At 63.2% G+C, this 23,939-nt stretch carries 24 protein-coding genes and 1 tRNA gene; 7 read left to right on the top strand and 18 right to left on the bottom strand.

The window, feature by feature from the left end; genetic code table 11:
- The first annotated feature begins 11 nt into the window (after window positions 1-11).
- Entirely contained in the window at window positions 12-2,615 is a 2,604-nt protein-coding gene (acnD, locus tag ACE1EY_RS00195) for a Fe/S-dependent 2-methylisocitrate dehydratase AcnD (protein WP_291514257.1), read from the top strand.
- A 373-nt stretch (window positions 2,616-2,988) separates the two neighbouring features.
- A complete protein-coding gene (locus tag ACE1EY_RS00190) occupies window positions 2,989-3,501 on the top strand; it encodes a hypothetical protein (protein WP_291514256.1) in 513 nt (170 codons plus the stop codon).
- Between the two features lie 77 nt (window positions 3,502-3,578).
- Here ACE1EY_RS00190 and ACE1EY_RS00185 read toward each other — a convergent pair whose 3' ends face one another.
- Window positions 3,579-4,355, bottom strand: a complete 777-nt coding sequence (locus ACE1EY_RS00185) for an alpha/beta hydrolase (protein WP_370299155.1) — start codon at window positions 4,353-4,355, stop codon at window positions 3,579-3,581.
- A gap of 9 nt (window positions 4,356-4,364) precedes the next feature.
- Window positions 4,365-4,685, bottom strand: coding sequence for a hypothetical protein (locus tag ACE1EY_RS00180; RefSeq protein ID WP_373928021.1), 321 nt, complete (start codon window positions 4,683-4,685; stop codon window positions 4,365-4,367).
- Between the two features lie 154 nt (window positions 4,686-4,839).
- On the opposite strand from ACE1EY_RS00180, the gene vapB reads away from it, so the two are divergent.
- Window positions 4,840-5,070: a type II toxin-antitoxin system VapB family antitoxin gene (gene vapB / locus ACE1EY_RS00175; RefSeq protein ID WP_291514252.1), complete on the top strand. Its 231-nt coding sequence runs from the start codon at window positions 4,840-4,842 to the stop codon at window positions 5,068-5,070.
- Entirely contained in the window at window positions 5,071-5,472 is a 402-nt protein-coding gene (vapC, locus tag ACE1EY_RS00170; RefSeq protein WP_370299153.1) for a tRNA(fMet)-specific endonuclease VapC, read from the top strand.
- A 289-nt stretch (window positions 5,473-5,761) separates the two neighbouring features.
- On the opposite strand, the gene ACE1EY_RS00165 is transcribed toward vapC, so the two are convergent.
- Window positions 5,762-5,838: transfer RNA gene (locus ACE1EY_RS00165), tRNA-Pro, on the bottom strand.
- Between the two features lie 234 nt (window positions 5,839-6,072).
- On the opposite strand from ACE1EY_RS00165, the gene folD reads away from it, so the two are divergent.
- Window positions 6,073-6,933, top strand: a complete 861-nt coding sequence (gene folD / locus ACE1EY_RS00160; protein ID WP_370299152.1) for a bifunctional methylenetetrahydrofolate dehydrogenase/methenyltetrahydrofolate cyclohydrolase FolD — start codon at window positions 6,073-6,075, stop codon at window positions 6,931-6,933.
- 293 nt (window positions 6,934-7,226) lie between these two features.
- On the opposite strand, the gene ACE1EY_RS00155 is transcribed toward folD, so the two are convergent.
- The 3 genes from ACE1EY_RS00155 to ACE1EY_RS00145 form a co-directional block, all read right to left on the bottom strand.
- Complete coding sequence (locus ACE1EY_RS00155; RefSeq protein ID WP_370299151.1) at window positions 7,227-8,192, bottom strand: DUF3369 domain-containing protein; 966 nt, start codon at window positions 8,190-8,192, stop codon at window positions 7,227-7,229.
- Window positions 8,192-9,805, bottom strand: a complete 1,614-nt coding sequence (locus ACE1EY_RS00150; RefSeq protein WP_370299150.1) for an ATP-binding protein — start codon at window positions 9,803-9,805, stop codon at window positions 8,192-8,194. Before ACE1EY_RS00150 ends, ACE1EY_RS00155 begins: the two co-directional genes overlap by 1 nt.
- Before the next feature lie 90 nt (window positions 9,806-9,895).
- Window positions 9,896-10,927: an AraC family transcriptional regulator gene (locus ACE1EY_RS00145; protein ID WP_370299149.1), complete on the bottom strand. Its 1,032-nt coding sequence runs from the start codon at window positions 10,925-10,927 to the stop codon at window positions 9,896-9,898.
- A 134-nt stretch (window positions 10,928-11,061) separates the two neighbouring features.
- Between ACE1EY_RS00145 and ACE1EY_RS00140 the strand changes: the two genes are divergently transcribed.
- A complete protein-coding gene (locus ACE1EY_RS00140; RefSeq protein WP_291514995.1) occupies window positions 11,062-11,487 on the top strand; it encodes an SRPBCC family protein in 426 nt (141 codons plus the stop codon).
- A gap of 47 nt (window positions 11,488-11,534) precedes the next feature.
- On the top strand, window positions 11,535-12,443 hold the full coding sequence (locus tag ACE1EY_RS00135; RefSeq protein ID WP_291514994.1) for a sterol desaturase family protein: 909 nt from the start codon (window positions 11,535-11,537) through the stop codon (window positions 12,441-12,443).
- On the opposite strand, the gene ACE1EY_RS00130 is transcribed toward ACE1EY_RS00135, so the two are convergent.
- From ACE1EY_RS00130 to aspS, 12 genes are all read right to left on the bottom strand, one after another.
- A complete protein-coding gene (locus ACE1EY_RS00130; protein WP_291514993.1) occupies window positions 12,377-12,910 on the bottom strand; it encodes a phosphatidylglycerophosphatase A in 534 nt (177 codons plus the stop codon). The two genes, ACE1EY_RS00135 and ACE1EY_RS00130, sit on opposite strands and share 67 nt — an antisense overlap.
- 18 nt (window positions 12,911-12,928) lie before the next feature.
- Entirely contained in the window at window positions 12,929-13,879 is a 951-nt protein-coding gene (gene thiL / locus ACE1EY_RS00125) for a thiamine-phosphate kinase (protein ID WP_370299148.1), read from the bottom strand.
- Window positions 13,879-14,337, bottom strand: coding sequence for a transcription antitermination factor NusB (gene nusB, locus ACE1EY_RS00120; protein WP_291514991.1), 459 nt, complete (start codon window positions 14,335-14,337; stop codon window positions 13,879-13,881). The genes thiL and nusB overlap by 1 nt, the downstream gene beginning before the upstream one ends.
- On the bottom strand, window positions 14,334-14,852 hold the full coding sequence (gene ribH / locus ACE1EY_RS00115; RefSeq protein ID WP_291514990.1) for a 6,7-dimethyl-8-ribityllumazine synthase: 519 nt from the start codon (window positions 14,850-14,852) through the stop codon (window positions 14,334-14,336). The genes nusB and ribH overlap by 4 nt, the downstream gene beginning before the upstream one ends.
- A complete protein-coding gene (gene ribB / locus ACE1EY_RS00110; protein WP_370299147.1) occupies window positions 14,842-15,939 on the bottom strand; it encodes a 3,4-dihydroxy-2-butanone-4-phosphate synthase in 1,098 nt (365 codons plus the stop codon). The genes ribH and ribB overlap by 11 nt, the downstream gene beginning before the upstream one ends.
- Window positions 15,932-16,546 (bottom strand): riboflavin synthase, encoded by a 615-nt coding sequence (locus ACE1EY_RS00105; protein ID WP_291514988.1) that lies wholly within the window; start codon window positions 16,544-16,546, stop codon window positions 15,932-15,934. Before ACE1EY_RS00105 ends, ribB begins: the two co-directional genes overlap by 8 nt.
- 3 nt (window positions 16,547-16,549) lie before the next feature.
- Complete coding sequence (gene ribD, locus ACE1EY_RS00100; RefSeq protein ID WP_370299146.1) at window positions 16,550-17,656, bottom strand: bifunctional diaminohydroxyphosphoribosylaminopyrimidine deaminase/5-amino-6-(5-phosphoribosylamino)uracil reductase RibD; 1,107 nt, start codon at window positions 17,654-17,656, stop codon at window positions 16,550-16,552.
- 28 nt (window positions 17,657-17,684) lie between these two features.
- Window positions 17,685-18,191: a transcriptional regulator NrdR gene (gene nrdR / locus ACE1EY_RS00095; protein ID WP_291514986.1), complete on the bottom strand. Its 507-nt coding sequence runs from the start codon at window positions 18,189-18,191 to the stop codon at window positions 17,685-17,687.
- A gap of 18 nt (window positions 18,192-18,209) precedes the next feature.
- Entirely contained in the window at window positions 18,210-19,511 is a 1,302-nt protein-coding gene (gene glyA, locus ACE1EY_RS00090) for a serine hydroxymethyltransferase (RefSeq protein ID WP_370299145.1), read from the bottom strand.
- 95 nt (window positions 19,512-19,606) lie between these two features.
- The gene (gene nadA / locus ACE1EY_RS00085; RefSeq protein ID WP_370299144.1) at window positions 19,607-20,707 is read right to left on the bottom strand and encodes a quinolinate synthase NadA; all 1,101 of its coding nucleotides are present in this window, start codon (window positions 20,705-20,707) and stop codon (window positions 19,607-19,609) included.
- A gap of 62 nt (window positions 20,708-20,769) precedes the next feature.
- Window positions 20,770-22,134, bottom strand: coding sequence for a hypothetical protein (locus ACE1EY_RS00080; RefSeq protein WP_370299143.1), 1,365 nt, complete (start codon window positions 22,132-22,134; stop codon window positions 20,770-20,772).
- Complete coding sequence (aspS, locus tag ACE1EY_RS00075) at window positions 22,131-23,921, bottom strand: aspartate--tRNA ligase (protein ID WP_370299142.1); 1,791 nt, start codon at window positions 23,919-23,921, stop codon at window positions 22,131-22,133. Before aspS ends, ACE1EY_RS00080 begins: the two co-directional genes overlap by 4 nt.
- Between the last annotated feature and the right edge of the window lie 18 nt (window positions 23,922-23,939).

The following is a 23,939-nucleotide window of genomic DNA, read 5'->3' as shown; positions in this document are numbered from 1 at the left end:
GACAGACGACCATGACCAACACCGCACACCGCAAGCCGCTTTCCGGCACCGAGCTCGACTATTACGACACCCGAGAGGCCGTCGAGGCCATCGCAGCCGGATCGTATGACACCCTGCCGTACACCTCGCGCGTGCTGGCCGAGAACCTCGTGCGGCGCTGCAGTCCGGCGACGCTCACCGACTCGCTGAAACAGCTCATCGAGCGCAAGCGCGATCTCGACTTTCCGTGGTTCCCGACCCGTGTCGTCTGTCATGACATTCTGGGGCAGACCGCCCTGGTCGATCTGGCCGGGCTGCGGGACGCGATTGCGGAGAAAGGTGGCGATCCGTCGCTGGTCAACCCGGTCGTTCCCACGCAGCTCATCGTCGACCACTCGCTGGCCGTGGAACACGCCGGTTTCGAGAAGGATGCCTTCGAGAAGAACCGCGCCATCGAGGACCGCCGTAACGAAGACCGCTTCCACTTCATCAACTGGACGAAGAAAGCCTTCAAGAACATCGACGTGGTGCCACCGGGCAACGGCATCATGCATCAGATCAATCTGGAACGGATGTCGCCGGTGATCCACGCCCGCGACGGCGTTGCCTTCCCCGACACCCTGGTCGGCACCGACAGCCACACCCCACATGTTGATGCCCTGGGCGTCATCGCCATCGGCGTCGGCGGGCTGGAAGCCGAGTCCGTCATGCTCGGGCGCGCCAGCTACATGCGCCTGCCCGACATCATCGGCGTGGAGCTGACCGGCAAGCCGCAACCCGGCATCACCAGCACCGACATCGTGCTGGCCATCACCGAGTTTCTGCGCAACACAAAGGTCGTGGGCGCGTATCTGGAGTTCTATGGCGAGGGCGCGCGCGCGCTGACGCTTGGCGATCGCGCGACGATCTCGAACATGACACCCGAGTACGGCGCCACCGCCGCGATGTTCTACATCGACGAGCAGACCATCGAATACCTGACGCTGACCGGCCGCGATTCCAAGCAGGTGGCTCTCGTGGAGCACTACGCCAAGACCACCGGCCTGTGGGCCGATGCGCTGGACACGGCCGAGTACGAGCGCGTGCTGAGCTTCGACCTGTCCAGCGTCACCCGCACCCTGGCCGGCCCGTCGAACCCGCATCGCCGCCTGCCAACGGCTGATCTTGCGGCACGGCAAGTGGCCGGGCCGTGGGATCTGCCCAGCGATGGGTCCATGCCGGATGGCGCGGTGATCATCGCCGCGATTACCAGCTGCACGAATACGTCGAATCCGCGCAATGTCGTCGCCGCCGGCCTGCTGGCCAAGAAGGCCAACGCCGCTGGCCTGACCCGCAAGCCCTGGGTCAAGTCCTCGTTCGCGCCCGGCTCCAAAGCCGTGCAGCTGTACATGGAGGAAGCCGGACTGCAGGACGAGCTGAACCAGCTAGGCTTCGGCATCGTCGCCTTTGCCTGCACGACCTGCAACGGCATGAGCGGCGCGCTGGACCCGAAAATCCAGCAGGAGATCATCGACAAGGACCTCTACTCGGTGGCCGTGCTCTCGGGCAACCGCAATTTCGACGGCCGCATCCACCCCTATGCCAAGCAGGCGTTCCTCGCCTCGCCGCCGCTGGTCGTCGCCTACGCCATCGCCGGCACCATCCGTTTCGATATCGAAAAGGACGTGCTCGGCGTGGACGCCGACGGCAACGACATCACGCTGAAGGACCTGTGGCCGACGGATGAAGAGATCGACGCCACGATCAAGCAAAGCGTCAAGCCGGAGCACTTCACCCGCGTCTACGAGCCAATGTTCAACTTCAAGGTCATCAAGGACGAGAACATCAGCCCGCTGTACGACTGGCGCCCGATGAGCACCTACATTCGTCGTCCGCCCTACTGGGAAGGCGCGCTGGCGGCTGAACGCACGCTCCAGGGCATGCGACCGCTGGCGGTCTGTGGCGACAACATCACCACCGATCACCTGTCGCCATCCAACGCGATTCTGGCGAGCAGCGCGGCCGGCGAGTACCTCGCCAAAATGGGCCTTCCAGAGGAGGACTTCAACTCCTACGCCACCCACCGCGGAGATCACCTGACCGCCCAGCGTGCGACCTTCGCCAATCCCAAGTTTTACAATGAGATGGTCAAGGACGACAGCGGCGAGGTGATCCAAGGCTCGCTGGCGCGGCTGGAACCGGAAGGCAAGACCATGCGCATGTGGGAGGTCATCGAGGCCTACATGCAGCGCAAACAGCCGCTGATCATCGTCGCCGGCGCCGACTACGGCCAGGGCTCATCGCGCGACTGGGCCGCCAAGGGCGTGCGGCTGGCCGGTGTGGAGGCTATCGTCGCCGAAGGCTTCGAACGTATTCACCGCACCAACCTGGTCGGGATGGGCGTGCTGCCGCTGCAGTTCGAAGACGGCACCACCCGCAAGACGCTGGGCCTGGACGGCTCCGAGACCTACGACGTAATCGGCGAGCGTGCTCCCGGTGCCATGTTGACGCTGGTCGTGCATCGTGAAAACGGCGAAACCTTGGACGTGCCGGTCAAGTGCCGGCTGGACACAGGCGAAGAGGCCTCAATCTATGAGGCTGGCGGCGTGCTGCAACGCTTCGCCCAGGACTTCCTCGAGTCGACCAAGGCGGCGTAGCCAAGGAAGCGCCCGGCCGCGTGGCCGGGTCCCGACTCCGTCGGCGATGCCAGGCGATGTGCAGCGGATAAGGTTGAGCTGCCAGGGCGCACACTTGACTCGCACCTGGGTGGATCGGTCACACTCTAACGACGCCATCTGGAAAGATCGCAGCACGCAGTTGCGATCTGACCCAATGAACACGCGTCCACGGGCTGGAGCCGAGCAACACTGCAGAGTTCTTGAACGATCCTCGAACATCGAAGGTAACGCACGGTCGCCAGCGGCAGCCGTCCCTGTTGCGGCCGCGCCTCGTGACGCGAGCGCCCGGCGGGGACAAAGACGGCAGCTTTGACCAGGCGATGTCGCAGTCATGCCGCTAGGCGGTCTGATCATGATGGCCAAGCCCCCACCCGCTGTTCGAAGCGCGATGGAGGCGGCAGTCGACCATGCAGGTCTGTCAGACCGGTTGGTGTCCGCCCTGTTCGCCCCCGAACGCTGGCATCAGTTGCTGTCGGGCATCCATGAGGACACGCCACGCACGCTGGAAACCCTGATTGGGGTGGGCAATGCCATTGTTGCCGACCCCGTGCTGATGCGTTTCGATCGGATCAGCAGTTCGGGCGGCGAGCTGTGCTCCTTCCTCACCCATGGAGAGCCGCCCGGCTTTGCGGATTTGCTCTCGTCGGTGCGGAGCGCGATGAAGGCCCACGGTCTAGACCTGCCGTTCAGAAACCGTCCGCAGGTCACGATTTCCTACCGGGCACCAACGGATCTACCCTCGATCCAGATTGAGCCGGTGGAATGGGTGTTGAACTCCTACGTGCTCGTGCGCAGGCAAGGCAACCCGTTCAAATACGAAGAACTGAAGCGGTGGCGCCTGCGGCCGCGGAGAAAGGTCGGGTAGCGGCATCGCCGGTTTGGGTGCACCTGCTTTCTAGCCGAACCCTGCAACACGCCCTGCTGCCGCCGCGTTCCCGCCGGTCAGCCCGGACGCGGCCAACGCCCCGAGACCCATTCTGACAAGTCCTCTGCCACCTGCTCCCAGCCGACGTCCAGCATCAGGTTGTGCGCCATATCCGGATAGATGATCGGATCAACGCCATAGGCGGCGGCGGTGCGCCGCACATCATCGGGAGGAAATATCGTGTCGAGGCCGCCCCCGATCACGCGCTTGGGCAAGGCAGCGTCCGCCCGCCTGGGCTTCGGAAGGCCCAGTGCCAGCATGTCGAGAAATGCCCGGAACGATTCATTCTGCAGCGGTTGCCAGTATTGCTCGGCAAGTTCATCCGGCAACCGGTCGCTATAGAACAGGGCGTGGGCCAGTTCGGGCGACCGGACGAGGTGATACAGGTCGGCCGTCAGGCTGGTCCGCAGCAGCGCCAGCGGACGGGATTTCAACAGGTGGAGCACCACACCGATGACCCCGCCAGGCGGCGCGGAGGCCACCAGCACGGCAGCGGCCAGGTTGGCCGGCCGCCGCTCCATCAACTTCTGAACCACCATCCCGCCCATCGAATGGCCTGCAACAATCACCGGCCTGCCCAGTCCACGTAGCTTCGCCTCAACGGCATCGGCATAGTCGGTCAGCGAAAACCACTCGATGCGTTCGGGGCCCGGCTTGCCGTGGCCCGGCAGGTCCATGGTGACGACATCGTGGCCCTGCTCACGCAGCCAAGGTGCGAACTGCTGTTCCCAGCACCACGCCCCATGCCAGGCGCCATGGACAAGCAACAGTGTCGGGAGTGCCTGCTCGCTCATGACCCGGCGCTACGCCGCATCGGCCAGCTTGCCGGCAGGCCTGCCCTGATTCGGCGCCGCCAGCTTCTTCGGCACTTCTTCCAGCGCACTGTCGGCAATCGGTGTACGCAGCATCATCTGCTTGTCTTCAGCGTAGTTGTTGCGGACGATCCAGGGCTTGGCCTTCCCCTGCCGCGGCAACAGGTGCTCGGCGCGCTGGATGTAGCCGGCGGTCAACTGGCCGAGCAGGTTCTCGTCCAGACGGTGATTGCCATGGTCGCGGGGCGTGATCACACCCAGCCCCTTGTCATCCATGTACTGGAACAAGCGGCACAGGTACTGGCTCGACATGTCCGCTTTCATCGTCCACGAGAGGTTGGATCAGTGCGTCGACCGTGTTGCAACAGGAGACGTTCGTGACTCAATCGCGCCCGCATATCCTATTGACATATCCCAAGTCAGGGCCAAAATGGATATGTCTGTCGTATATCCAAGGTGAGCGAAGATGGAAAGAGGTGGCGTGTTCAAGAGCAACCGTAGCCAAGCTGTGCGTATGCCAAAGGCAGTGGCACTGCCGGAGTCAGTCAAACAGGTGGACATCATCCCCATCGGAAGGGGGCGTCTCATCGTGCCCGCCGGTGAGTCCTGGGATAGTTGGTTCGCAGGGGAAGGGGTTAGCGACGACTTCATGAGCGAGCGGGATCAGCCGGCGGACCAGGCGCGTGAAGGACTCTGAATGCTCAAGTTTATGCTGGATACCGACACCTGCATCTACACCATCAAGAATAAGCCTGACGCTGTCCGGCGTGCATTCAACGAGCACGACGGACACATGTGCGTGTCCGCGATCACTCAGATGGAACTGGTGTATGGCGCAGAGAAATCTTCAAACCCATCGCGAAATTTGCGGGAAGTAGACGGCTTTCTCGCGAGACTGGACATCCTGGATTTCGATTCAAACGCGGCCATGCACGCAGGCGAGATTCGCGCGGTGCTCGCCCGACAGGGAATGCCAATTGGCCCCTATGACCAAATGATTGCCGGACACGCCCGATCCAGGGGACTGGTGGTCGTGACGAACAACCAGCGGGAGTTCAGTCGCGTGCCAGGAATCAGGCTGGAGAACTGGACCGTCTGACCGTCTGCTCTACGCATCAGGTTCCGGATGGTCATAAGCCAACAAATCCACCGCTCTCGGCCACCGACCAAGTCAATGCTCACGACTCATTAGCGGCGCCTCAGGGCGGCCTCGCTCACTCAACACTCGCATGGTCCAGCCATCGCGCAGAAGGGTGAGACACGGCGGGGGGCTCAACTCGAGGCGTGAGGCCCCAAGGATCAGCGTGTCAATCGGCTCTGAGTCGGACTGAATGTCGCCAGAGAATCATTCTCAACAACAATAAGGCGTTGAGAATAAAGAAGAAAAATGGTCGGGGCGGAGGGATTTGAACCCCCGACCCTCTGCTCCCAAAGCAGATGCGCTACCAGGCTGCGCTACGCCCCGACACTGGCGATCGTGTTTGGTGGTGGTGCCACCGAGGCCGATCACTTGCCTCTTCGTCGATGCACTTTTGCAGTCGGGCTGCTACCCGTCCTTCGCATCGGCGAACCCGCCGAACGGGCCGCGGATTGTAGCAGGTCCAAACCCGAATGCGGGACGCATTTTGGCGGCTGACGCATAGCCGTCGGTGGAGCCCGCATGCGACAATTTCATCTGCGCCACGAGCCTGCCCTGTGAATGACAGCCCAACTGATTGATGGACGTGCGATCGCCGATGCGGTGCTGGAGCGCGTACGGACGACCCTAGAACAGCGCCCGGATCTGCAGCGGCCCTGCCTTGCGGTCGTACTCGTGGGAGCCGATCCCGCGTCTCAGACCTATGTGGGGTCAAAACGCAGGACCTGCGAACGGCTGAATTTCGGATCGGTTGGCATCGATTTTCCGGCCGAAACCACGCAGTCCGAACTAATCGCGCGCATTGATGCGCTCAACGCGGACGATTCGGTCCACGGCATTCTCGTTCAGCTGCCCCTGCCCGCCCATATCGACCCGACGGCGATCATCGAACGGATCGACCCGCGCAAGGATGTCGACGGGTTTCACCCGTACAACGTGGGTCGGCTTGCGCAGCGGATACCGGCACTGCGTCCCTGCACTCCGCTGGGGGTGATGACGCTGCTGGAACAAAGTGGCTTGCCGGTGCGTGGCAAACGCGCGGTCGTGGTCGGCGCCTCGAACATTGTTGGCCGTCCCATGGCGATGGAACTCCTGCTCGCCGGTGCCACGGTCACGGTCACTCATCGCTTCACCGAACGACTGGATGAGGAAGTCGCGCGCGGCGACATCGTGATCGCCGCAGCGGGCAAACCGGGCCTGGTCAAGGGCGCCTGGATCAAGCCGGGCGCCGTGGTGATCGATGTGGGCATCAACCGGCGGGCCGACGGCAAGCTGGTCGGTGACGTGGAGTTCGACGTCGCCCGTGAGCGCGCGGCGTGGATCACCCCGGTGCCGGGCGGCGTGGGGCCGATGACGGTCGCGATGCTCATGGCGAACACACTGACCGCCTGCGAGATGCAGCGTGCAATGGTCTCCCGTTAAGGAAACACTGATCTATGCACACCACCAAGACGGAGCTGGTTTTCGCGCAAGCTCAGGCGGAGTGAGTGCGGTTTGGTCGTTCCAAATAAGCGAACGACAACGCAGGCTTGCGGGAAAACCGGCCCGTTCCGTACGGATTGCGCCTGAAAACAGGCCATGCGGCGTTACTCGGCGCTTATTTGGAATGACCAAACCTCGCTTCTCGCGCCTTGCCTGGCCTGTTTTCAGGCGGCAACTTGGCGGCGGGAATAGATCAGCGTTTCCTTGATTTCGCAGGCGGCTAGCCCGCAGCGTCACCCACCATCGCGCTTCGCGGATTCGATTTCGATTCGATGCAGCATGGCCTCGTAGGCCAGCGCCACGCTGCGCAGGAACATGTCGACCAGCTCCTGGTCGGGCCGCGACATGGTGGCAGGGCCAGAGATATACAGCAGGTGCTGCCCGCCCCCGCTGGATTCGAAGAACCCTGAAAAATGTTCCGGGGTGACGATATTGCGCTGTTTGCGGAGCGCCAGCGTCAGGTTATGGTAGTCGAAATGGGCGAGCGCCTCCTGTGGCTTGCTACCCACCAGCTCGGAGAAACGCCCGGTGGCGGCGACGATGCGCTCTTCGTCACCTTCGCGCACGGTCGCCACGCTGGAACTCACGTAAAGCATGTCGGCCGAGTCGTAGATCAACGCTGCCACCTGCTCCAGCACGCCCTGAACAAATTGCTCGACCGATTCGGTCCTGAACAGATTGGCGGACGCCTGCACAACCTGCAGCAGGCCACGCCGATTGGCCTCCAACGCCAGTAGATCGCGGTACGAGCGCAGGGCGGTGTACACCACGGTGAACAGCTTTTTCGCCGTGAGTTCGGTCTTTTCCTTGTAATCGTTGATGTCGTAGCGGCGAATGACTTCGCGCTCAGGTGCCTGCCCCGGCTGACCGGTGCGTAGCACGATGCGGGCAAACCGGTTCTCAATGACATTGCGAATGAAATCTGCAACTTCCAGGCCGGCGTGATCGGTTTCCATCACGACATCCAGCAGAACAACCGCGATGTCGCGTCGCTCACGCAGCACCTCGCGCGCCTGGGCCGCCGAATGCGCGGAGACGAATTCCAGTCCGCGACCGGCAAACTCGAAACCGCTGAGCGCCAGCTTGGTCACCGCGTGAACTTCTTCCTCGTCGTCGACGATCAGCAATGGCCATCGCGCCAACTCACCGGACAACTCTTGCGAGTCATCGTCGGCGGCAAATACAAGATCGTCTTCCATCACGGCGCCCCTGGAACGTACGGAAAGTCGAATGCGAAGCGCGTCCCCTTCCCGAGTTCGCTTTCGCAGCTCACGCGTCCGTCCATGGCTTGCGTAGCCAAGTTGTACACAACATGCAGTCCAAGTCCGCTCCCGCCCTGACCCCGACGTGTCGTGAAGAATGGATCGAAGATCTGTTTGAGGTGATCTGGCGGAATTCCGCGCCCATCGTCGGCAAACGTCATCAAAACACGCCCGTCTACCCGACGGACGGCGAGCGTCATCGTGCCGGGCTTGTCAGACTCAAATGCGTGCAATAGCGCATTCATGACCAAATTGGTCACTATTTGAGACCAATTGCCAGGATGGCCCAACAGTCTCAACCCCTCCTCGCAAGAAAACTCGAGCTTATGCGGTGTCTTGCGCACGTTCGGGGCCAACGAAAGCAACACATCATCGAGGTACGGCCGCACCTCGAAGCTGCGCCGCTCGTCGCTGGACTGATCGACCGCCACTTGCTTGAAGCCCTGGATCAGTTCGGCGGCGCGACGCAGGTTGCCCAGCAGTATCCCTGCGCTGTCACTCGCCATCTGCACGTAGGCTTCCAGTTGCGATTTTTTTAGCTGTCCGCTGGCCATCCGTTCGACCAGGTCCTCGGTTTGTTCCTGCAGATGACTGGCGGCGGTCACGCCGATGCCGATCGGCGTGTTGATCTCGTGTGCAACTCCGGCGACCAATCCCCCCAGCGACGCCAACTTTTCAGACACCAGCAACTGCTCGCGCGCCGCCTCCAGACTTTCTTCGGCCTTCTTGCGTTCGGTGATGTCGCGAATGGCGCAGACGACCATGGGGCTGCCATCGGCCATCATCCGACCGATCGAGACCTCAATCGGAAACTCGCTCCCATCTTTACGCCGCCCGATGCCTTCACGGTCATTGCGATCCTCGTCGCGTGCGGTATCTGCCAGCACGCTCTCCATCAGCGCCTGCACCGGGCGCTGTTGTGTGATGGCGCTGAGTTCGTGGATCTTGCTGCCGACCAATTCTCCGATGCTGTAGCCGAACATGCGCACCATGGCCGGATTCACGGTCTCGATTAACCCGCCCTCTCGCACCGTGACCAAGCCGTCGGGTACGGCGGTGACGATGCTGCGAATGAGGTCCTCGGACGCCCGGCGGACGGCCTGTGACTCCTTGACCTCCTTCGCCCGTCGCTCGATGGCGTAACGAATCGTGCGCAGCAGCGCATCGCCGTCTTCGTAATCGCCCTTGACGATGTAATCCTGCGCGCCCTGCTGCAAGGCAGTCGTGGCGATGGTGTCGTTCTTGAGGCCGGTCAACACGATGATGGCGGTGTCGGGAGACACCTGCGTAATCGCCTCGATATTGCCGAGGCCTTCGCCGTCCGGCAGCCCGAGATCAAGTAGCACACAGTCGATGGACTGCTGCTCCAGCGCCTGCCGCGCCTCGGACAGGCGGCTGACATGCTGCACTTCCAGCCCACGGGGAAACTCTGCCATCGACAGAAAGGTTTCGATCAGGCGGGCGTCGAACTTGGAGTCCTCGACCAGCAACAGTTGCATGGGACCGGTGCCGGGCAGGTTAACGCTCGGGGGCGGCGAATCAGTGCTCAAGTCTCTTCCGTATCGATGGACATTTTTTATCGCTCGGGCGCCCGGCCACACAGCGGCGGTTTCATGGCGGCGGCACGCCTGTTTCGACGGTCAATCCAAGCTCATTTGACTCGAATTCGCAAGCAATTGCTGCGGATTGTCGCGAGCCTGGCCAGGCGTTATCCCAAACCAGCGCCGAAACGCCCGAACGAAGGCCGTCTGATCCGAAAAGCCAAGCATGAACGCAAGCTCTGCGCCCGCGAGCTGCTCGCTGCAAATCAGGTCGACCGCGAGCTGGCGGCGCGTGTCGTCGACCAGACGATGATAGGTCCAGCCCTCGTCTGACAGACGCCGCTGCAGGGTGCGCGCAGACAGCCGCGCAAACACGGCAGCGTTGTCCAGGTGGCAATCGCCCGAGGTCAGATGCTGCCGCAGCCAATGCCGAAGCTGCCCTTCCAGCGAGGTGGCGGACGCATACTCATCGAGCAGCCGATGTGCATACCGATCCATCTGCGCGCGAAGGCCGGGGTCGGCCTGGACGATTCGGGTGCCGAGCAGCTTGGCCGGAAACTCCAGGGCCGTTACGCCGGCATCAAAATGGACCGGGCATCGAAACAGGGCCTGGTGCGCGTCGGTCGTGGCCGGCGCGGGATGCGGGAGCAAAACTGCGTCCGGGTTCGACGTGTCGGCGGTGATCCAGCGGGCATACGTGACCCAGCCGGCGAGATTATGCTCCGCGAGCTGGCGCGTCGGCGGGGCCTGGGTGGTCCACTGCAGGCGCAGTCGACCACCGTCGACAGGCTCCAGCCTCGCCTCACCGATATCCGCCACCAGGGCTTGGTAGCGCAGATGCCGTGCCAGCGCGTCACCCAAGGTGTCGCAACTCATCACGACGTACCCCAACACGCCGTAGTGGCCTGGCTTAATCGCCGCGCCCACGTGCAGGCCCAGGTCAGGATCATCCAGTTGGGCAGCCGCCAAATCGAACAGATGCGCAAACCGCCGTCCGTCGATGCGCGCGTTCGGGTCGCCAAGCATCGCGGCGTCCAGTTCGATGGCGCTCAGCAAGGCTCGCGAATCACCACCCGCCCGATCCGCATAATCGAGGATGGATTGCAGGTAGGCGGCGGAAACCGACGGCATCAAAACCCGACCGGCGGGCGCACCAGAAACCGCCAGGCCGGCATCATGCTGGCACCGGCGGCAAAGTACGCGGCGCGCGCGGTCAAGATGTACAAGCTATGTTTAGACACCATTCAATCAGGAAGGAGACAGGTATGCCCAAGCAACGGATTGCCATTACGCAGGATTTTGCTGCGCCGCGCGAGACGGTTTTTGCGCATTTGACCGATCACAACAAGGTTGGGCCGATTCTCGGCGCGAAGATGGTTCGCATCAAGGATGGCGACGATGCCACGAACGGGCTGCATTCCGTTCGCAAGGTCACGATCGGTCCGCTTTCGTTCGAGGAAACGGTGGTGCGTTTCGAAGCACCCGAGCGCATGGAGTACACCGTGACCACCAAGGCACCGATCAAGAACCACCGCGGAATCATGCTGTTCGAGGACACGGGCACCGGCTCCCGCCTGCACTACGAAATCTTATTTGATGGCCGCTACCCGCTGACGGGAGGCCTGATCCGCAAGCAGCTCGAGACCGCAATCAGCAAGGGCTTGAGCCGCTACGCCGCCTCGCTAGCCTGAACCGGCGGGTTGTCGGCGCGGGATCAGCGCGGCCACTGGAGGACCTGATGGAATCGTTGATCCTGCTCGCCCTGGCGCCCATCTTCTACGGCTGCATGCTGTGGGAGGCCCTGTACTGGCGTCGCCGAGGCGTGGCCATGTACACATGGCGCGACACGCTCTCGAACATGACTCTGGCGGGGATGCACCAGCTGGCCGATGGTCTGGCGTGGCTGGTGCTGCTCGGGCTCTACACCCTGGTCTACCAATTTAGGCTGCTCGATCTGCAAACCGGCGTTTGGACGGTAGCGGCGCTGTTCCTGGCCCAGGATTTCTTCTACTACTGGTTCCACCGCGTCAGCCACGGCATGCGCTGGATGTGGGCGTCGCATGTCACGCATCACTCTTCGGAACGCCTGAACCTGTCCACAGCCTTCCGGCAAAGCCTCACGTACCCGATTTCCGGCATGTGGGTGTTCTGGCTGCCGTTGGCGTGGATCGGCTTTGAACCGCAGTGGGTCGTTCTGGTGGTGGGCATCAACCTCGGCTACCAGTTCTTCGTCCACACGCAGGCGGTGCACAAGCTGCCGGCCTGGATCGAGTTCCTGTTGAACACGCCGTCGCATCATCGCGTGCATCACGCCCGCAACGACTTGTACGTCGACCGCAACTTCGGCGGCGTACTGATCATCTGGGATCGGCTGTTCGGAACCTTTGTCGAGGAGCGGGACGATATGCCCTGCGAGTACGGCATCACGCGGCGCCAGATCACCACCCACAATCCGATCACGCTGACGTTCCAGGAGTGGCGCTACATGTGGCGGCAGGCAAGCCGCCCCGGCTTACGGGTGAGTGAGCGGCTGCGGTATTTGTGGGGGCATCCCGACTGGGAAGCACCCGGCGCCATGGCTCAGCCAAACAGTCCGGCGATCCAGGCCACTGGCCAGCCGGTCAGCACGGTCAATAAGGCCGCGTAAACCCCTGCAAGCGCGTCATCCAGCATGATCCCGGTGCCACCATCAACATGGCGGTCGATCCAGCGAATCGGCCAGGGTTTGAGGATGTCGAATACGCGAAACCAGACGAAGGTGATGAGCGCCCAGGCCCATATCGGCAGCGGGCCGAACATCTGAGGGATCGCCATGTTCAGCGGGATCAGCGCGATCAGGATGCCCACGATCTCGTCCCAGACGATGCCGGGGTCGTCATGAACACGGAGCATGCGGGCGCTGGCGCCACAGACGTAGAGCCCGAACAGAAAGCCAACGGCGATCAGCGCCCAGAACAACTCACGAGGCAGCCAGCCGACTAGCGCGTACACGATCAGCCCGACGAGACTGCCGAACGTGCCGGGTGCCACCGGCGCCAGACCACTGCCGAATCCGAACGCCCAGAAGTGAACGGGCGTGGTCAGGATCAAACGGTGCGGAGGACGTGGTTTCATGCGGATGAATCAGATCGGCTAGAAGTGCTGGTAACCGGAGGATACGGGATCCATCGTCGGCGCGTCGCCGGCCCAGTGCAGACCGGAGGCCTCGGTGACGCGGCCGATTTCGATGGGTTGCAGCCCTTGCTCACGCCAGATTTCGAGCAGCGTACGCGCATGGGTCGGCGGTACGGCCACGAGCAGCTCGTAGTCATCTCCACCCGCCCACATCCACTGCGCCGCCGCACGGCCGGTGCGTGTGGCAGCGGCCTGCAGGTCCGTATCCGGGGTCAGCGCGTTGGCATTCAAGCGTGCGCCCACGCCGGAGGCGTCGAGCACATGCCGTAGATCAGCCAACAGACCGTCGGACACATCGATCGCAGCATGTGCCAAGCCGCGCGCCGCGCGCCCGGCAGCGACGCGTGCAACCGGTCGATCCAAGCGATGCAGCAGCGAGGGCGGGATGTCTTCTTCGGTGACGCTCTCCAGCAGTGCCAACGCGGCGGCGGCTCCGCCGGTCGCGCCGGTTAGCACCAGAACATCGCCGAGCCGCGCGGCGCTGCGGGTCAGGGGCGCATCAAGACATTCACCCAAGGCAGTGACGCCGATGGTCAGCGGACCGCGCGTGATATCGCCACCGACCAGTTCGGCCTGGCAGGAGGTCGCGGCAGCCCGAAAACCGGCGGCGAATCCGGCCACCCAGTGATCGTCGGCTTCGGGCAGCGTCAGCGCGAGCGTCAGCCAGCGCGGAAACCCGCCCATGGCCGCAATGTCGCTGAGGCTCACCATGGCGGCCTTCCAACCCAGGGCCTCCGGATCGACACCGCTGCGAAAGTGGCGCCCCTCCACCAACGTGTCGGTAGACACCACCAGGCTGGCGCTAGGGGTCGGCCGCAAGACCGCCGCATCATCCCCTATGCCGACCTCCACGCTGTCCGACTGCGCGGGTCGGGAAAAATGCCGCGCGATTAGGTCGAACTCGCCCATTAAGACCGAGGCGCCTTGACCTCGACGGCCCGTGCCTCGCGCGCAATTCGGTCCAACACGCCGTTGATATATCGATGACTGTCCTGTGCGCCGAACAGGCGTGCCAGTTCCACGCCTTCGGTGATCACCACGCGATAGGGGGTGCCGAATTCCTGGGTCAGTTCGTACGCCCCCAGCAGCAGCACGCCCTGCTCCACCGGGTCAATCTGCTCCCAGGGCCGGTCGAGGTGCACGGACAACTGGCTGGCCAGCGGCCCCGCATCGTTGAGGATGCTGCGCAGGGCGTCGGCAAACCAGTCCGGGTCGGCGCTGCGCATGTCCTCCGACGTGCGGAACTCCGCCAGCAGGGCTGTCAGCTCGGTATCGGCCAGACGCCATTGGTACAGCGCCTGAACGAGCAGCCGCCGCGTCCAGTGGCGCCGATTCGGCCGCTTCTTCTTGGTATCGGGTTCGCTCACAGCAGCCGCATGGCGCGATCAAAACGCATCATGTCCAGCATGGCATCGGCGGCCTCGCGTCCCTTGTTGTTATCCGGCGTGGCGCGCGCCTGGGCCTGCTCGATGGTGTCGACCGTCAGCACGCCGAAGCCGATCGGCAGCTCGCGCTTGATGGCAATGTCCTGCACTCCGCGGGCACATTCGCCGGCGACAAAATCGAAATGCGGCGTTTCGCCACGGATGACCGCGCCCAAGGCGATGAGGCCGTGGAAACGCCCGGTTCCCGCCATTCCGTCGGCGGCATGCGGAATCTCGAACGCGCCGGGCACGCGAACAAAGCGTATGGACGACGACGAAATGCCCGCCTCGTGCAAGGTCGCGATCGCGCCCTCGACCAGGTTATCGATGATATCCACCGCCCAGCTCGTGGCGATGATGCCGATGCGGGCGTCCGAGACATCCTGATCCAGCGCGATGACGGGGACGCCGAAGTCCGCGCGTGTCTGCGTGGACCGGGCGCGATGATCACTGGACATATTCGATGACCTCCAGGTCGAATCCTGAAATTGCGGATAGACGTTTCGGTGCGGATAGCACCCGCATCTGACGAACGCCGAGATTGGACAGTATCTGCGCGCCCAGCCCATAGGTGCGCAGTTCCTGTTCCGATGCCTCGGACTCAGGTTGCGATTCGGGATTATCCAGGCCACTGACGCGCGCGACCATTTCCGCCGGGGTTTCCGGCATCCGCAGGATCACGACGACACCCTCGCCCTCCTCGGCCACGCGCTTGAGCGCGTTTTCCAGCGGCCAGCCGAAACTGGCGTGCTGGATCTTGAGCAGATCGGCCAGGGTGTTACGGACGTGGACCCGAACCAGCGTCGGCCGCTCGGGACTGGGCTGGCCCCGCACCATCGCCAAATGTAGGCAGTTGTCGATCTGGTCTTCGTAGACCACCAGCTGAAACGGTCCGTGAGGGGTCTGCACTTCCTGCGACGCCACCCGAGAGATCGTGCGCTCGTTGGCCAAACGGTAGCGGATAAGATCCGCGATGGTGCCAATCTTGAGCCCATGCTCCTTGGCGAACGCAATCAGATCCGGTGCCCGCTTCATCGTGCCGTCGTCGTTGACGATTTCGCAGATCACCCCGCAGGGTCGCTTGCCGGCGAGTCGCATGAGATCGACCGTGGCCTCGGTGTGACCGGCCCGGCTCAGCACCCCGCCCTTGTCCGCGCGCAGCGGAAAGATATGGCCCGGGCGATTGAAATCGCGTTCGTGCGACTCGGGATCGGCCAGCGCGCGAATTGTCGCGGCCCGGTCGGCGGCGGAAATGCCCGTCGTCGTACCATGCCGATAGTCCACCGATACGGTGAAGGCCGTGCGGTGCGATTCGGTGTTCTCGGGCACCATTTGCGGCAGGCGCAACGCCTCGACGCGATCCGACGACATCGGCGTGCAGATGATGCCGCTGGAATGCCGCACGATAAACGCGACCTGCTCGGGCGTGATGCTCTCGGCGGCGACGATCAGATCGCCTTCGTTCTCGCGGTCCTCGTCATCCATCATCACGACCATGCGGCCGGCGCGAATCTCGTCGAGAATGTCTTCGATTGAATCAGTCATCGGTTGAACGTCCTGTCGTTTCCAGCAGGCGCTGCGCATAGCGCGCCATCAAATCCACTTCAATATTGACCGCCATCCCCACGGCCCAGCGGCCCAGCGTCGTCACTTCCCATGTATGCGGAATCAGATTGACGCCAAATACCTGGTCGCTGACCTCGTTCACCGTGAGGCTGACCCCATCCAACGCCACGGAGCCCTTGGACGCGATGAATCGCGCCAGTGCGCGCGGTGCCTCGATACGCACCCGGCGACTGGCGGCATCCATCTCGAGACCGACAACCGTCGCGACGCCATCGACATGCCCCTGCACCAGATGCCCGCCCAGCGGCTTTTCCAGGGTCAGGGACCGTTCAAGGTTCATCGTCGTGCCGGTGCGCCATTGTCCCAGGGTTGTGACCTGCAGCGACTCGTTGGAGACGTCGGCTGAGAATCCGTCCGGCGCAATCTCCAGCGCCGTCATACAGGCGCCGGAACAGGCCACGCTCGCGCCGTCGAGCAACCCGTCGGTGAACCCCGGCGGCGTGGCAATGCGTATCCGGACATCGCCTCCTGGGCGGCGGCTGTGCTCCACCACCTCGCCGGTGGCTTCAATCAATCCGGTGAACATCGATCAGCGTGCACTTGCGGGCATGACGGGGCGCGCGATCATACGCCAGTCCGAGCCCAGCTTGCGAACATCGCTGACGTCCAGCAACGGCGCCTGCGCTAGATGGTCCACGCCCGGCAGATCCAGCAAGCCACGCGCAGCGTTGCCGAGCAGGCGGGGCGCCATGTAGAGCACCAACTCGTCGACGAGGTTGTCGGCAATGAAGGCGCCTGCCAGAGTCGGGCCACATTCCACGAACAGCTCGTGAATGTCACGCCGCGCCAAGTTCTGCAAGGCATCGAGCAGGCCCACGCGTGCTCCACCCTCCACGCCAATGCAGGTCACATGATCAGGGTAACGACCCATGGGCAGCACATTGGCGCGCCCGATGAGCAAGACCGGGCTTTCCACCGCGATGAGGGCAGAGTTCGCCGGGGTGCGAAACTGGCTGTCGAACACCACACGCACGGGCATGCGGTCGGTCTCGACCGCGCGCGGCGTGAGTCGCGGATTGTCGACCAGCACCGTCTCGATGCCGGTGGCCACCGCACTGGCCCGGGCTCGCAAACGATGCACGTCGGCCCTGGCCGGCTCGCCGGTGATCCACTGGCTCTCGCCGCTGGCCATTGCGGTGCGGCCGTCCAGGCTCATCGCCATCTTCAATTGCACCCAAGGGCGTCCGCGCTCGAATCGGGAGAAGAAACCGGGATTGAGTGCACGGGCGGCGTCGGCCAGCACGCCGGCGTCCACCGTAATACCCGCTTTCTCCAGCCGGCCGCGTGCGCGACCCGAGGTCCGCGGGTTGGGATCACCCACCGCATAAACAACGCGTCCGACACCGGCTTCGATCAGGCCATCCACACAGGGCGGTGTCCGGCCGAAATGTGAACAGGGCTCCAGGGTGACATAGGCGGTAGCGCCTTGGGCCCGGTCGCCCGCAAGGCTCAGCGCGACCCGTTCGGCGTGCGGCTCACCGGCGGCACGGTGCCCGCCCGCACCGACACAGGCATCGTCACGGACGATGACGCAGCCAACACGTGGATTGGGGTGGGCGGTGAACCGGCCAGCCTCGGCCTGCCGAATGGCCTCGGCCATCCATCGCTCGTCGCACGCCAGTTTGGGAGACTGCATGACGGCTGGGCAGTCAGCCGGACACGGGCTATCGATCGCCCGCGATCAGCGAGAGCTGATGGCGGCGCACGTCAGCCGGGTCGGGCTCGGATTGCAGGCGTTCGATCTCAGCGCGGAAGGCATCGACATCCTCGAAGGACCGGTAAACCGACGCGAAACGCACATAGGCGACATGATCCAGTTCGCGCAACGTGTCCATAACCAGATTGCCCACGACATCGGCCGAAACATCGCGGTCGCTCATGGCGACAAGCTGGCGCTTGATCTGCGCGACTGAAGCCTCGATTTGCTCGGCGCTCACCGGCCGCTTGTACAGTGCGTGCTCCATCCCGCTGCGAAGCTTGGTCTCGTTGAACGGCTCCGGCTTGCCGTCCCGCTTGACCACACGCGGCATCTTGAACTCCGCCACCTCGAACGTCGTGAACCGGCCCCCGCAGCCTCCGCATTCACGCCGCCGACGCACCTGCGCCTCTTCGGCAACAACCCGGCTGTCGACCACGCGGGTATCGCCGGTACCGCAGAAGGGACAGAGCATCGGAGACTCGCCGCCTGCTCAGGCGGTCTTGGCGACAGGTGCCGGTTCGGCGTACACCGGGTAGCGCGCACACAGCTCCTCGACCTTGCCTCGAACCGTGTCGACTGTCTGGTCGACTCGGGCCGAATCCTCGGCATCCAAGGCATCGAGTACGTCGCAGATCCAGTGCGCCACATTGCGCATGTCGTCTTCATTGAAGCCCCGCGTCGTGGACGCCGGCGAGCCCAGACGCAAGCCGCTGGTAACCCGCGGTGGCCGCGGATCGTTGGGGACCGAATTCTTGTTCACCGTGATATGCGCCTGCCCCAGCGTCTCTTCCGCGTCATGACCGGTCACATTGCGGCCAACCATGCTGACCAGGATCAGATGGTTATCAGTGCCGCCGGAGACGACGTTGTAGCCACGTTCCAGCACGACCTCGCCCATGGCCTGGGCATTGACGCGAACCTTGGCCTGGTAGTCCTTGAACTCGGGCTCCAGCGCCTCGGCAAACGCGACGGCCTTGGCCGCGATCACATGCATGAGTGGTCCGCCCTGCGTGCCGGGGAAGACGGCCGAATTGAGCTTCTTGTAGAGATCCGGATCACCGGCATTGGACAGAATCATGCCGCCCCGCGGACCGCGCAGCGTCTTGTGCGTGGTCGTGGTCACGACATGCGCATGCGGAATCGGACTGGGGTACTCGCCAGCGGCGACCAGACCGGCCACATGGGCCATGTCCACCATGAACTTGGCACCGACCTCGTCGGCGATCGCACGCATCTTGCCCCAATCGATACGGCGCGAATACGCGGAGAATCCACCGATCAGCATCTTCGGCTGCTCGCGGCGAGCGGTTTCGGCGATTTTCTCGTAGTCGATCAGCCCGGATTCCGGGTCGATCTCATAGTGAACGGCGTTGTAGTTCTTGCCGGAGAAGTTCGGCTTGGCGCCGTGGGTCAGATGCCCGCCATGCGCCAGACTCATTCCCAGGAAGGTCTCGCCCGGCTTGAGCAAGGCCAGGAACACGGCCGCGTTGGCCTGCGCGCCGGAATGCGGCTGCACGTTGGCGAACTCGCAGTCAAACAGCTGTTTGGCGCGGTCGATGGCCAGTTCCTCGGCCACATCGACATGTTCACAGCCACCGTAGTAGCGGCGGCCCGGATAGCCCTCGGCGTACTTGTTCGTCAGCAGCGTCCCTTGCGCGGTCATCACCCGAGGACTGGCGTAGTTCTCCGATGCAATGAGCTCGATATGCGCCTCCTGACGGGCAGCCTCGGCATCGAGGGCGGCGGCAAGATCGGGGTCAAAGGCAGACAGAGTGGAGACGTTACGCCACATATGGGGGCTCCTACGGGAAACAGGGACTAGATATTGTAACGCGCAGCACAGGCCGACCCCAGAATGGACCGCCAGAAGGTGCGCAGTGTGATCGGCTAGCGCGTGATGCTGAGCATCAGGTCCAGCGCTGCCTTGGCCGGGCGCGCGATCTCGGGCGCCACCTGGATACGGTTGGCAATCTCGCCGGCCTGTATCGATTCCAGCGTCCAGGCCAGATGCTGCGGATCGGTCCGGAACATGGTCGAACACATGCACACGGTCGGCGACATGAACTGCACGGTCACGCCCTTCGGTTTCATCTCGTCGTGCAGCCGGTTGACCAGGTTCAACTCGGTCCCGACCAGCCAGTGGCTGCCCGGCTCAGCCGCGCGAACGGTCTTGAGGATGGTCTCGGTGGACCCGACAAAATCTGACTTCTGGCAGACCTCGAAGCTGTTCTCAGGATGGCTGATGACCAGGCCGTCCGGATGAGCTTCACGGAAGCGGTCGATATGCGCCGGCTGGAACATCTGGTGCACGGAGCAAAAGCCCTTCCAGAGAATCATCTTGGCGTTGTTGATCTGTTCCGGCGTCAACCCGCCCATGGGCAGCATGAAGTCCCAGACCACCATATCCTCAAGCGGAATGCCCATGTCATGGCCGGTATTGCGACCCAGGTGCTGGTCCGGAAAGAACAACACCTTTTCGCGGCGCGAGAATGCCCAGTCCAGCACCCCACGGGCATTGGACGACGTGCAGACGATGCCGCCGTGCTCACCGCAGAACGCCTTGAGGTCGGCCGCCGAGTTGATGTAGGTCACGGGCGTGACCTCGGCATCCGGATCCAGCACGGATTGCAGTTCTGCCCAGGCCCGCCGCACGTTGCGCAGGTTGGCCATGTCGGCCATGGAGCAGCCAGCGGCCAGGTCGGGCAGGATCACGATCTGATCGTCGCGGGTCAGGATGTCCGCGACCTCGGCCATGAAGTGCACGCCACAGAACACAATGTATTCGGCGTCGGACTCCGCCGCCATCGCCGACAGCTTCAGCGAGTCGCCACTGATATCAGCATGGGCGAAGACTTCGTCGCGCTGGTAGTGATGCCCCAGAATCATCAGGCGATCACCCAAAGCGGCCTTGGCCGCGCGAATCCGCGCATCGCACTGCTGGTCGCTCAGTGCGGTGAATGTATCCAGTGCAAGCGCTGTGGCTGCCATGCTTATCCTCCCACGCCCGCTCAGGCGTCAAACAACGCTGATCGCCCGCGCTGCGGGCGCTGTCAGATCTGGTCCGGATTCAACCCGGTCTCATCGGACGACTCGTCCTCGTCTTCATCAACGGACGGCTCGATCGTAACCGTCTCCGTCGCCTCGACCACCGAGTCATCTTCCAATGTGTAGGTCGCGGTGACGATCGACTGGCCGGCCTCGTCAAGCACCGGTGCGAACCGGTTGGCGGTCAGGAAGGTGATGCCGAACTGAGCCACGCTGGAATCATCCGTCCGCCAGCCGACGCTGCGTGTAATCGGCTGCGTGAACGCACCGCTGTCGAACGTGCCAGTCGCGACGAATTCCAGCGTGTCACCAAACATTACCGTGGGGGTGTCGGGCGTGATATCAAGGCTGGTCAAGGTGGCATCGACCACGGTCACCGGAACCGGGGCTGACGTAATCCCCGTGCTCAGATCGATGTCCTCGCCGTCTTCGGGCTCATCTGCCCCGAACGTCGCGGTGACTTCGGCCGGTCCCCCGGCAATACCCGCGAGAATCAGGCTGGGGGCGGTGCCGAACGCGCCGACGGCGACAATCTCGTCATCGCTGCTGGAGAAGATGACCTGCCCCTCCAGATCCTGCTCGTCGCCGTTTTCAAATAGCGCGAACGGATACATGAATTCGGTGGTGCCCGAGACCAGCTGTGTCGAGCCCTCGTATTCGCGACGCAACTCGATGGCCTGGGGTTCGGCGACGCGCACCGTCGTGGCCGATGATGCTCGGTCACAGAAGTCCAGCACGCCGCTGGCCACCACCTCGCCCTCACCGACGCCGGTGAGCAAGCCATTCGTCAGGTTGCCAACAGCGACGTTCTCGATCGTCGCGATGTCCTCGGCGCTGGCATCCCCTTCCGGGTCCTCGAACATCCATTGAGTCAGGCCGCTCAGGATGACCTCTTCTCCATTGATCTCGCCGACCGTGTTGATCAGTCGCGTGGAACCCGTCGCCGTCGTGGATTCCGCAGGATCAATGCTGATCTCTCCCAATTCATTGACGACAATGTCGAGCCGGTCTTCCAGACCGATCAGATTGGCGTAGACGCTCGCCGTTCCGGGCGCGACGGCAATGAGCTGCCCGCGCGGCACGAACGTGTCGCGGCCAGGAATTGCAATATCGCCATCACCGATACGCACCACCGATTCATCGGTGCTACGCCAATTGGCCCGGGTGGAAAAGTCCCCCGAACTGCCGTCGGAGAAAAATGCGCGAATCGACAGTTGCGGCCGGGTGCATTCGGTCACTTCCAGGATGCCATCCTCGCCCTGGGCGATCTCGATGGATTCGGGGCGGTTGCCGTCGCCGAGGCCGTCACAGGCCCCCAGCAGCAGCGTCGCGGCAATCGCCGGAATCAGGGTTTTTCCAATCTGTCTCACGCGTTCGACTCCTCGGTCGGTTTCGGGCGCACGCGCAGACCCAGTTCTCGCAACTGGGCCGGATCAACGGCGCCCGGCGCCTGCGTTAGCAGGCAGCTGGCTGTCTGTGTTTTCGGGAACGCAATCACGTCGCGAATGCTGTCGGCGCCGGTCATCAACATCACCAATCGGTCCAGGCCGTAGGCGATGCCACCGTGTGGCGGTGCGCCATGTGCCAAGGCTTCCAGCAGGAAACCGAACTTGGCGCTGGCCTCTTCCTCGGAAATCCCGAGCACATCGAACACGGTCGACTGCATCTCCGGGTTGTGAATACGAATCGAGCCGCCGCCGATCTCCACGCCATTCAGCACAAAATCATAGGCCTGAGACATGGCCGCACCTGGATCGTTCTTCAACGCTGCGGGATCCGCATCAGACGGCGCCGTGAACGGATGGTGCAAGGCCTGCCACCGCGCAGCTTTCTCATCCCACTCGAACATCGGCCAATCGACGACCCACAGCGGACGCCAGCCATCCTCGACCAGACCGAGATCTCGACCAACGGCCAGGCGCAGCGCGCCCAGCGCATCGTTCACGACAGACGCTCGATCAGCACCAAAGAAAATCAGATCCCCCGTCTCGGCCGCGGTGCGCGCCATGATGCCGTCAACGGCATCATCGGACAGGAACTTCAGAATCGGTGACTGCAGGCCCTCGCGGCCCGCCGCGGCGTCGGCGACCTTCACATACGCCAAGCCCTTGGCGCCGTACCGGCCAACAAACTTGGTGTACTCATCGATCTGCTTGCGCGACAGACTGGATCCGCCCGGCACGCGCAACGCGGCGACACGGCCCTTGGGATCCTTGGCCGGGCCGGAGAACACCTTGAACTCGGTATCGGCGACCAGGTCGGCGACATCCACCAACTCCAGCGGATTGCGCAAATCGGGCTTGTCGGAACCGAACCGGCGCATGGCATCGGCGTAGGTCATCCGCGGCATGGGATTCGGAAACTCCACGCCCATCAGCTCGGAGAACAAACCACCGATCATGCGCTCGTTCACCGCCAGCAACTCGTCCATGGTCATGAACGAGGTTTCGATATCAAGCTGGGTGAATTCCGGCTGGCGATCGGCGCGCAAATCTTCGTCGCGGAAGCAGCGGGCAATCTGGTAGTAGCGATCAAACCCGGAAATCATCAGCAGCTGCTTGAACAGCTGTGGCGACTGCGGCAATGCAAAGAATTCGCCCGGAAACGTGCGACTGGGCACCAGATAGTCGCGCGCGCCTTCCGGCGTGGACCGGGTCAGGATCGGCGTTTCGACATCGAGGAAGCCTTCGCGATCCATGAACACGCGCAGGTAGGTGTTGACCTTCGAACGCAGGCGCAGGCGCTCCAGCATCACCGGGCGGCGCAGATCCATGTACCGGTGACGTAGACGCACATCCTCGCCGGCCTCGTCATCGTCCAGCGGGAACGGCGGCGTCAAGGCCTTGGATTGCAGCGTCAACTCGGTGGCATACACCTCGACCTCACCGCTGGCCAACTTGTCGTTCACCGTACCCTGCGGGCGGCGGCGCACGCGACCGGTGACCGTGATGACGTACTCCGAACGCAGGCGCTCGGCATCGGCGAACAGACTCGGATCATCTGGATCGAACACCACCTGCAACAAGCCTTCGCGATCACGCAGGTCGATAAAGATCACGCCACCATGATCCCGACGGCGGTGTACCCAGCCGGAAACGGTAATGGAAGTGTCCAGAGCGGCGACCGTGACTTGGCCACAGTAATGCGTTCGATACATTAGATGAGTCTTGAGCGT

This window comes from Abyssibacter sp., assembly GCF_964229365.1.
Classification (GTDB): Bacteria; Pseudomonadota; Gammaproteobacteria; order Nevskiales; family OUC007; genus Abyssibacter.
Note: the sequence above shows the minus strand (reverse complement) of the source record. Positions and strands in the feature narration are given on the sequence as shown.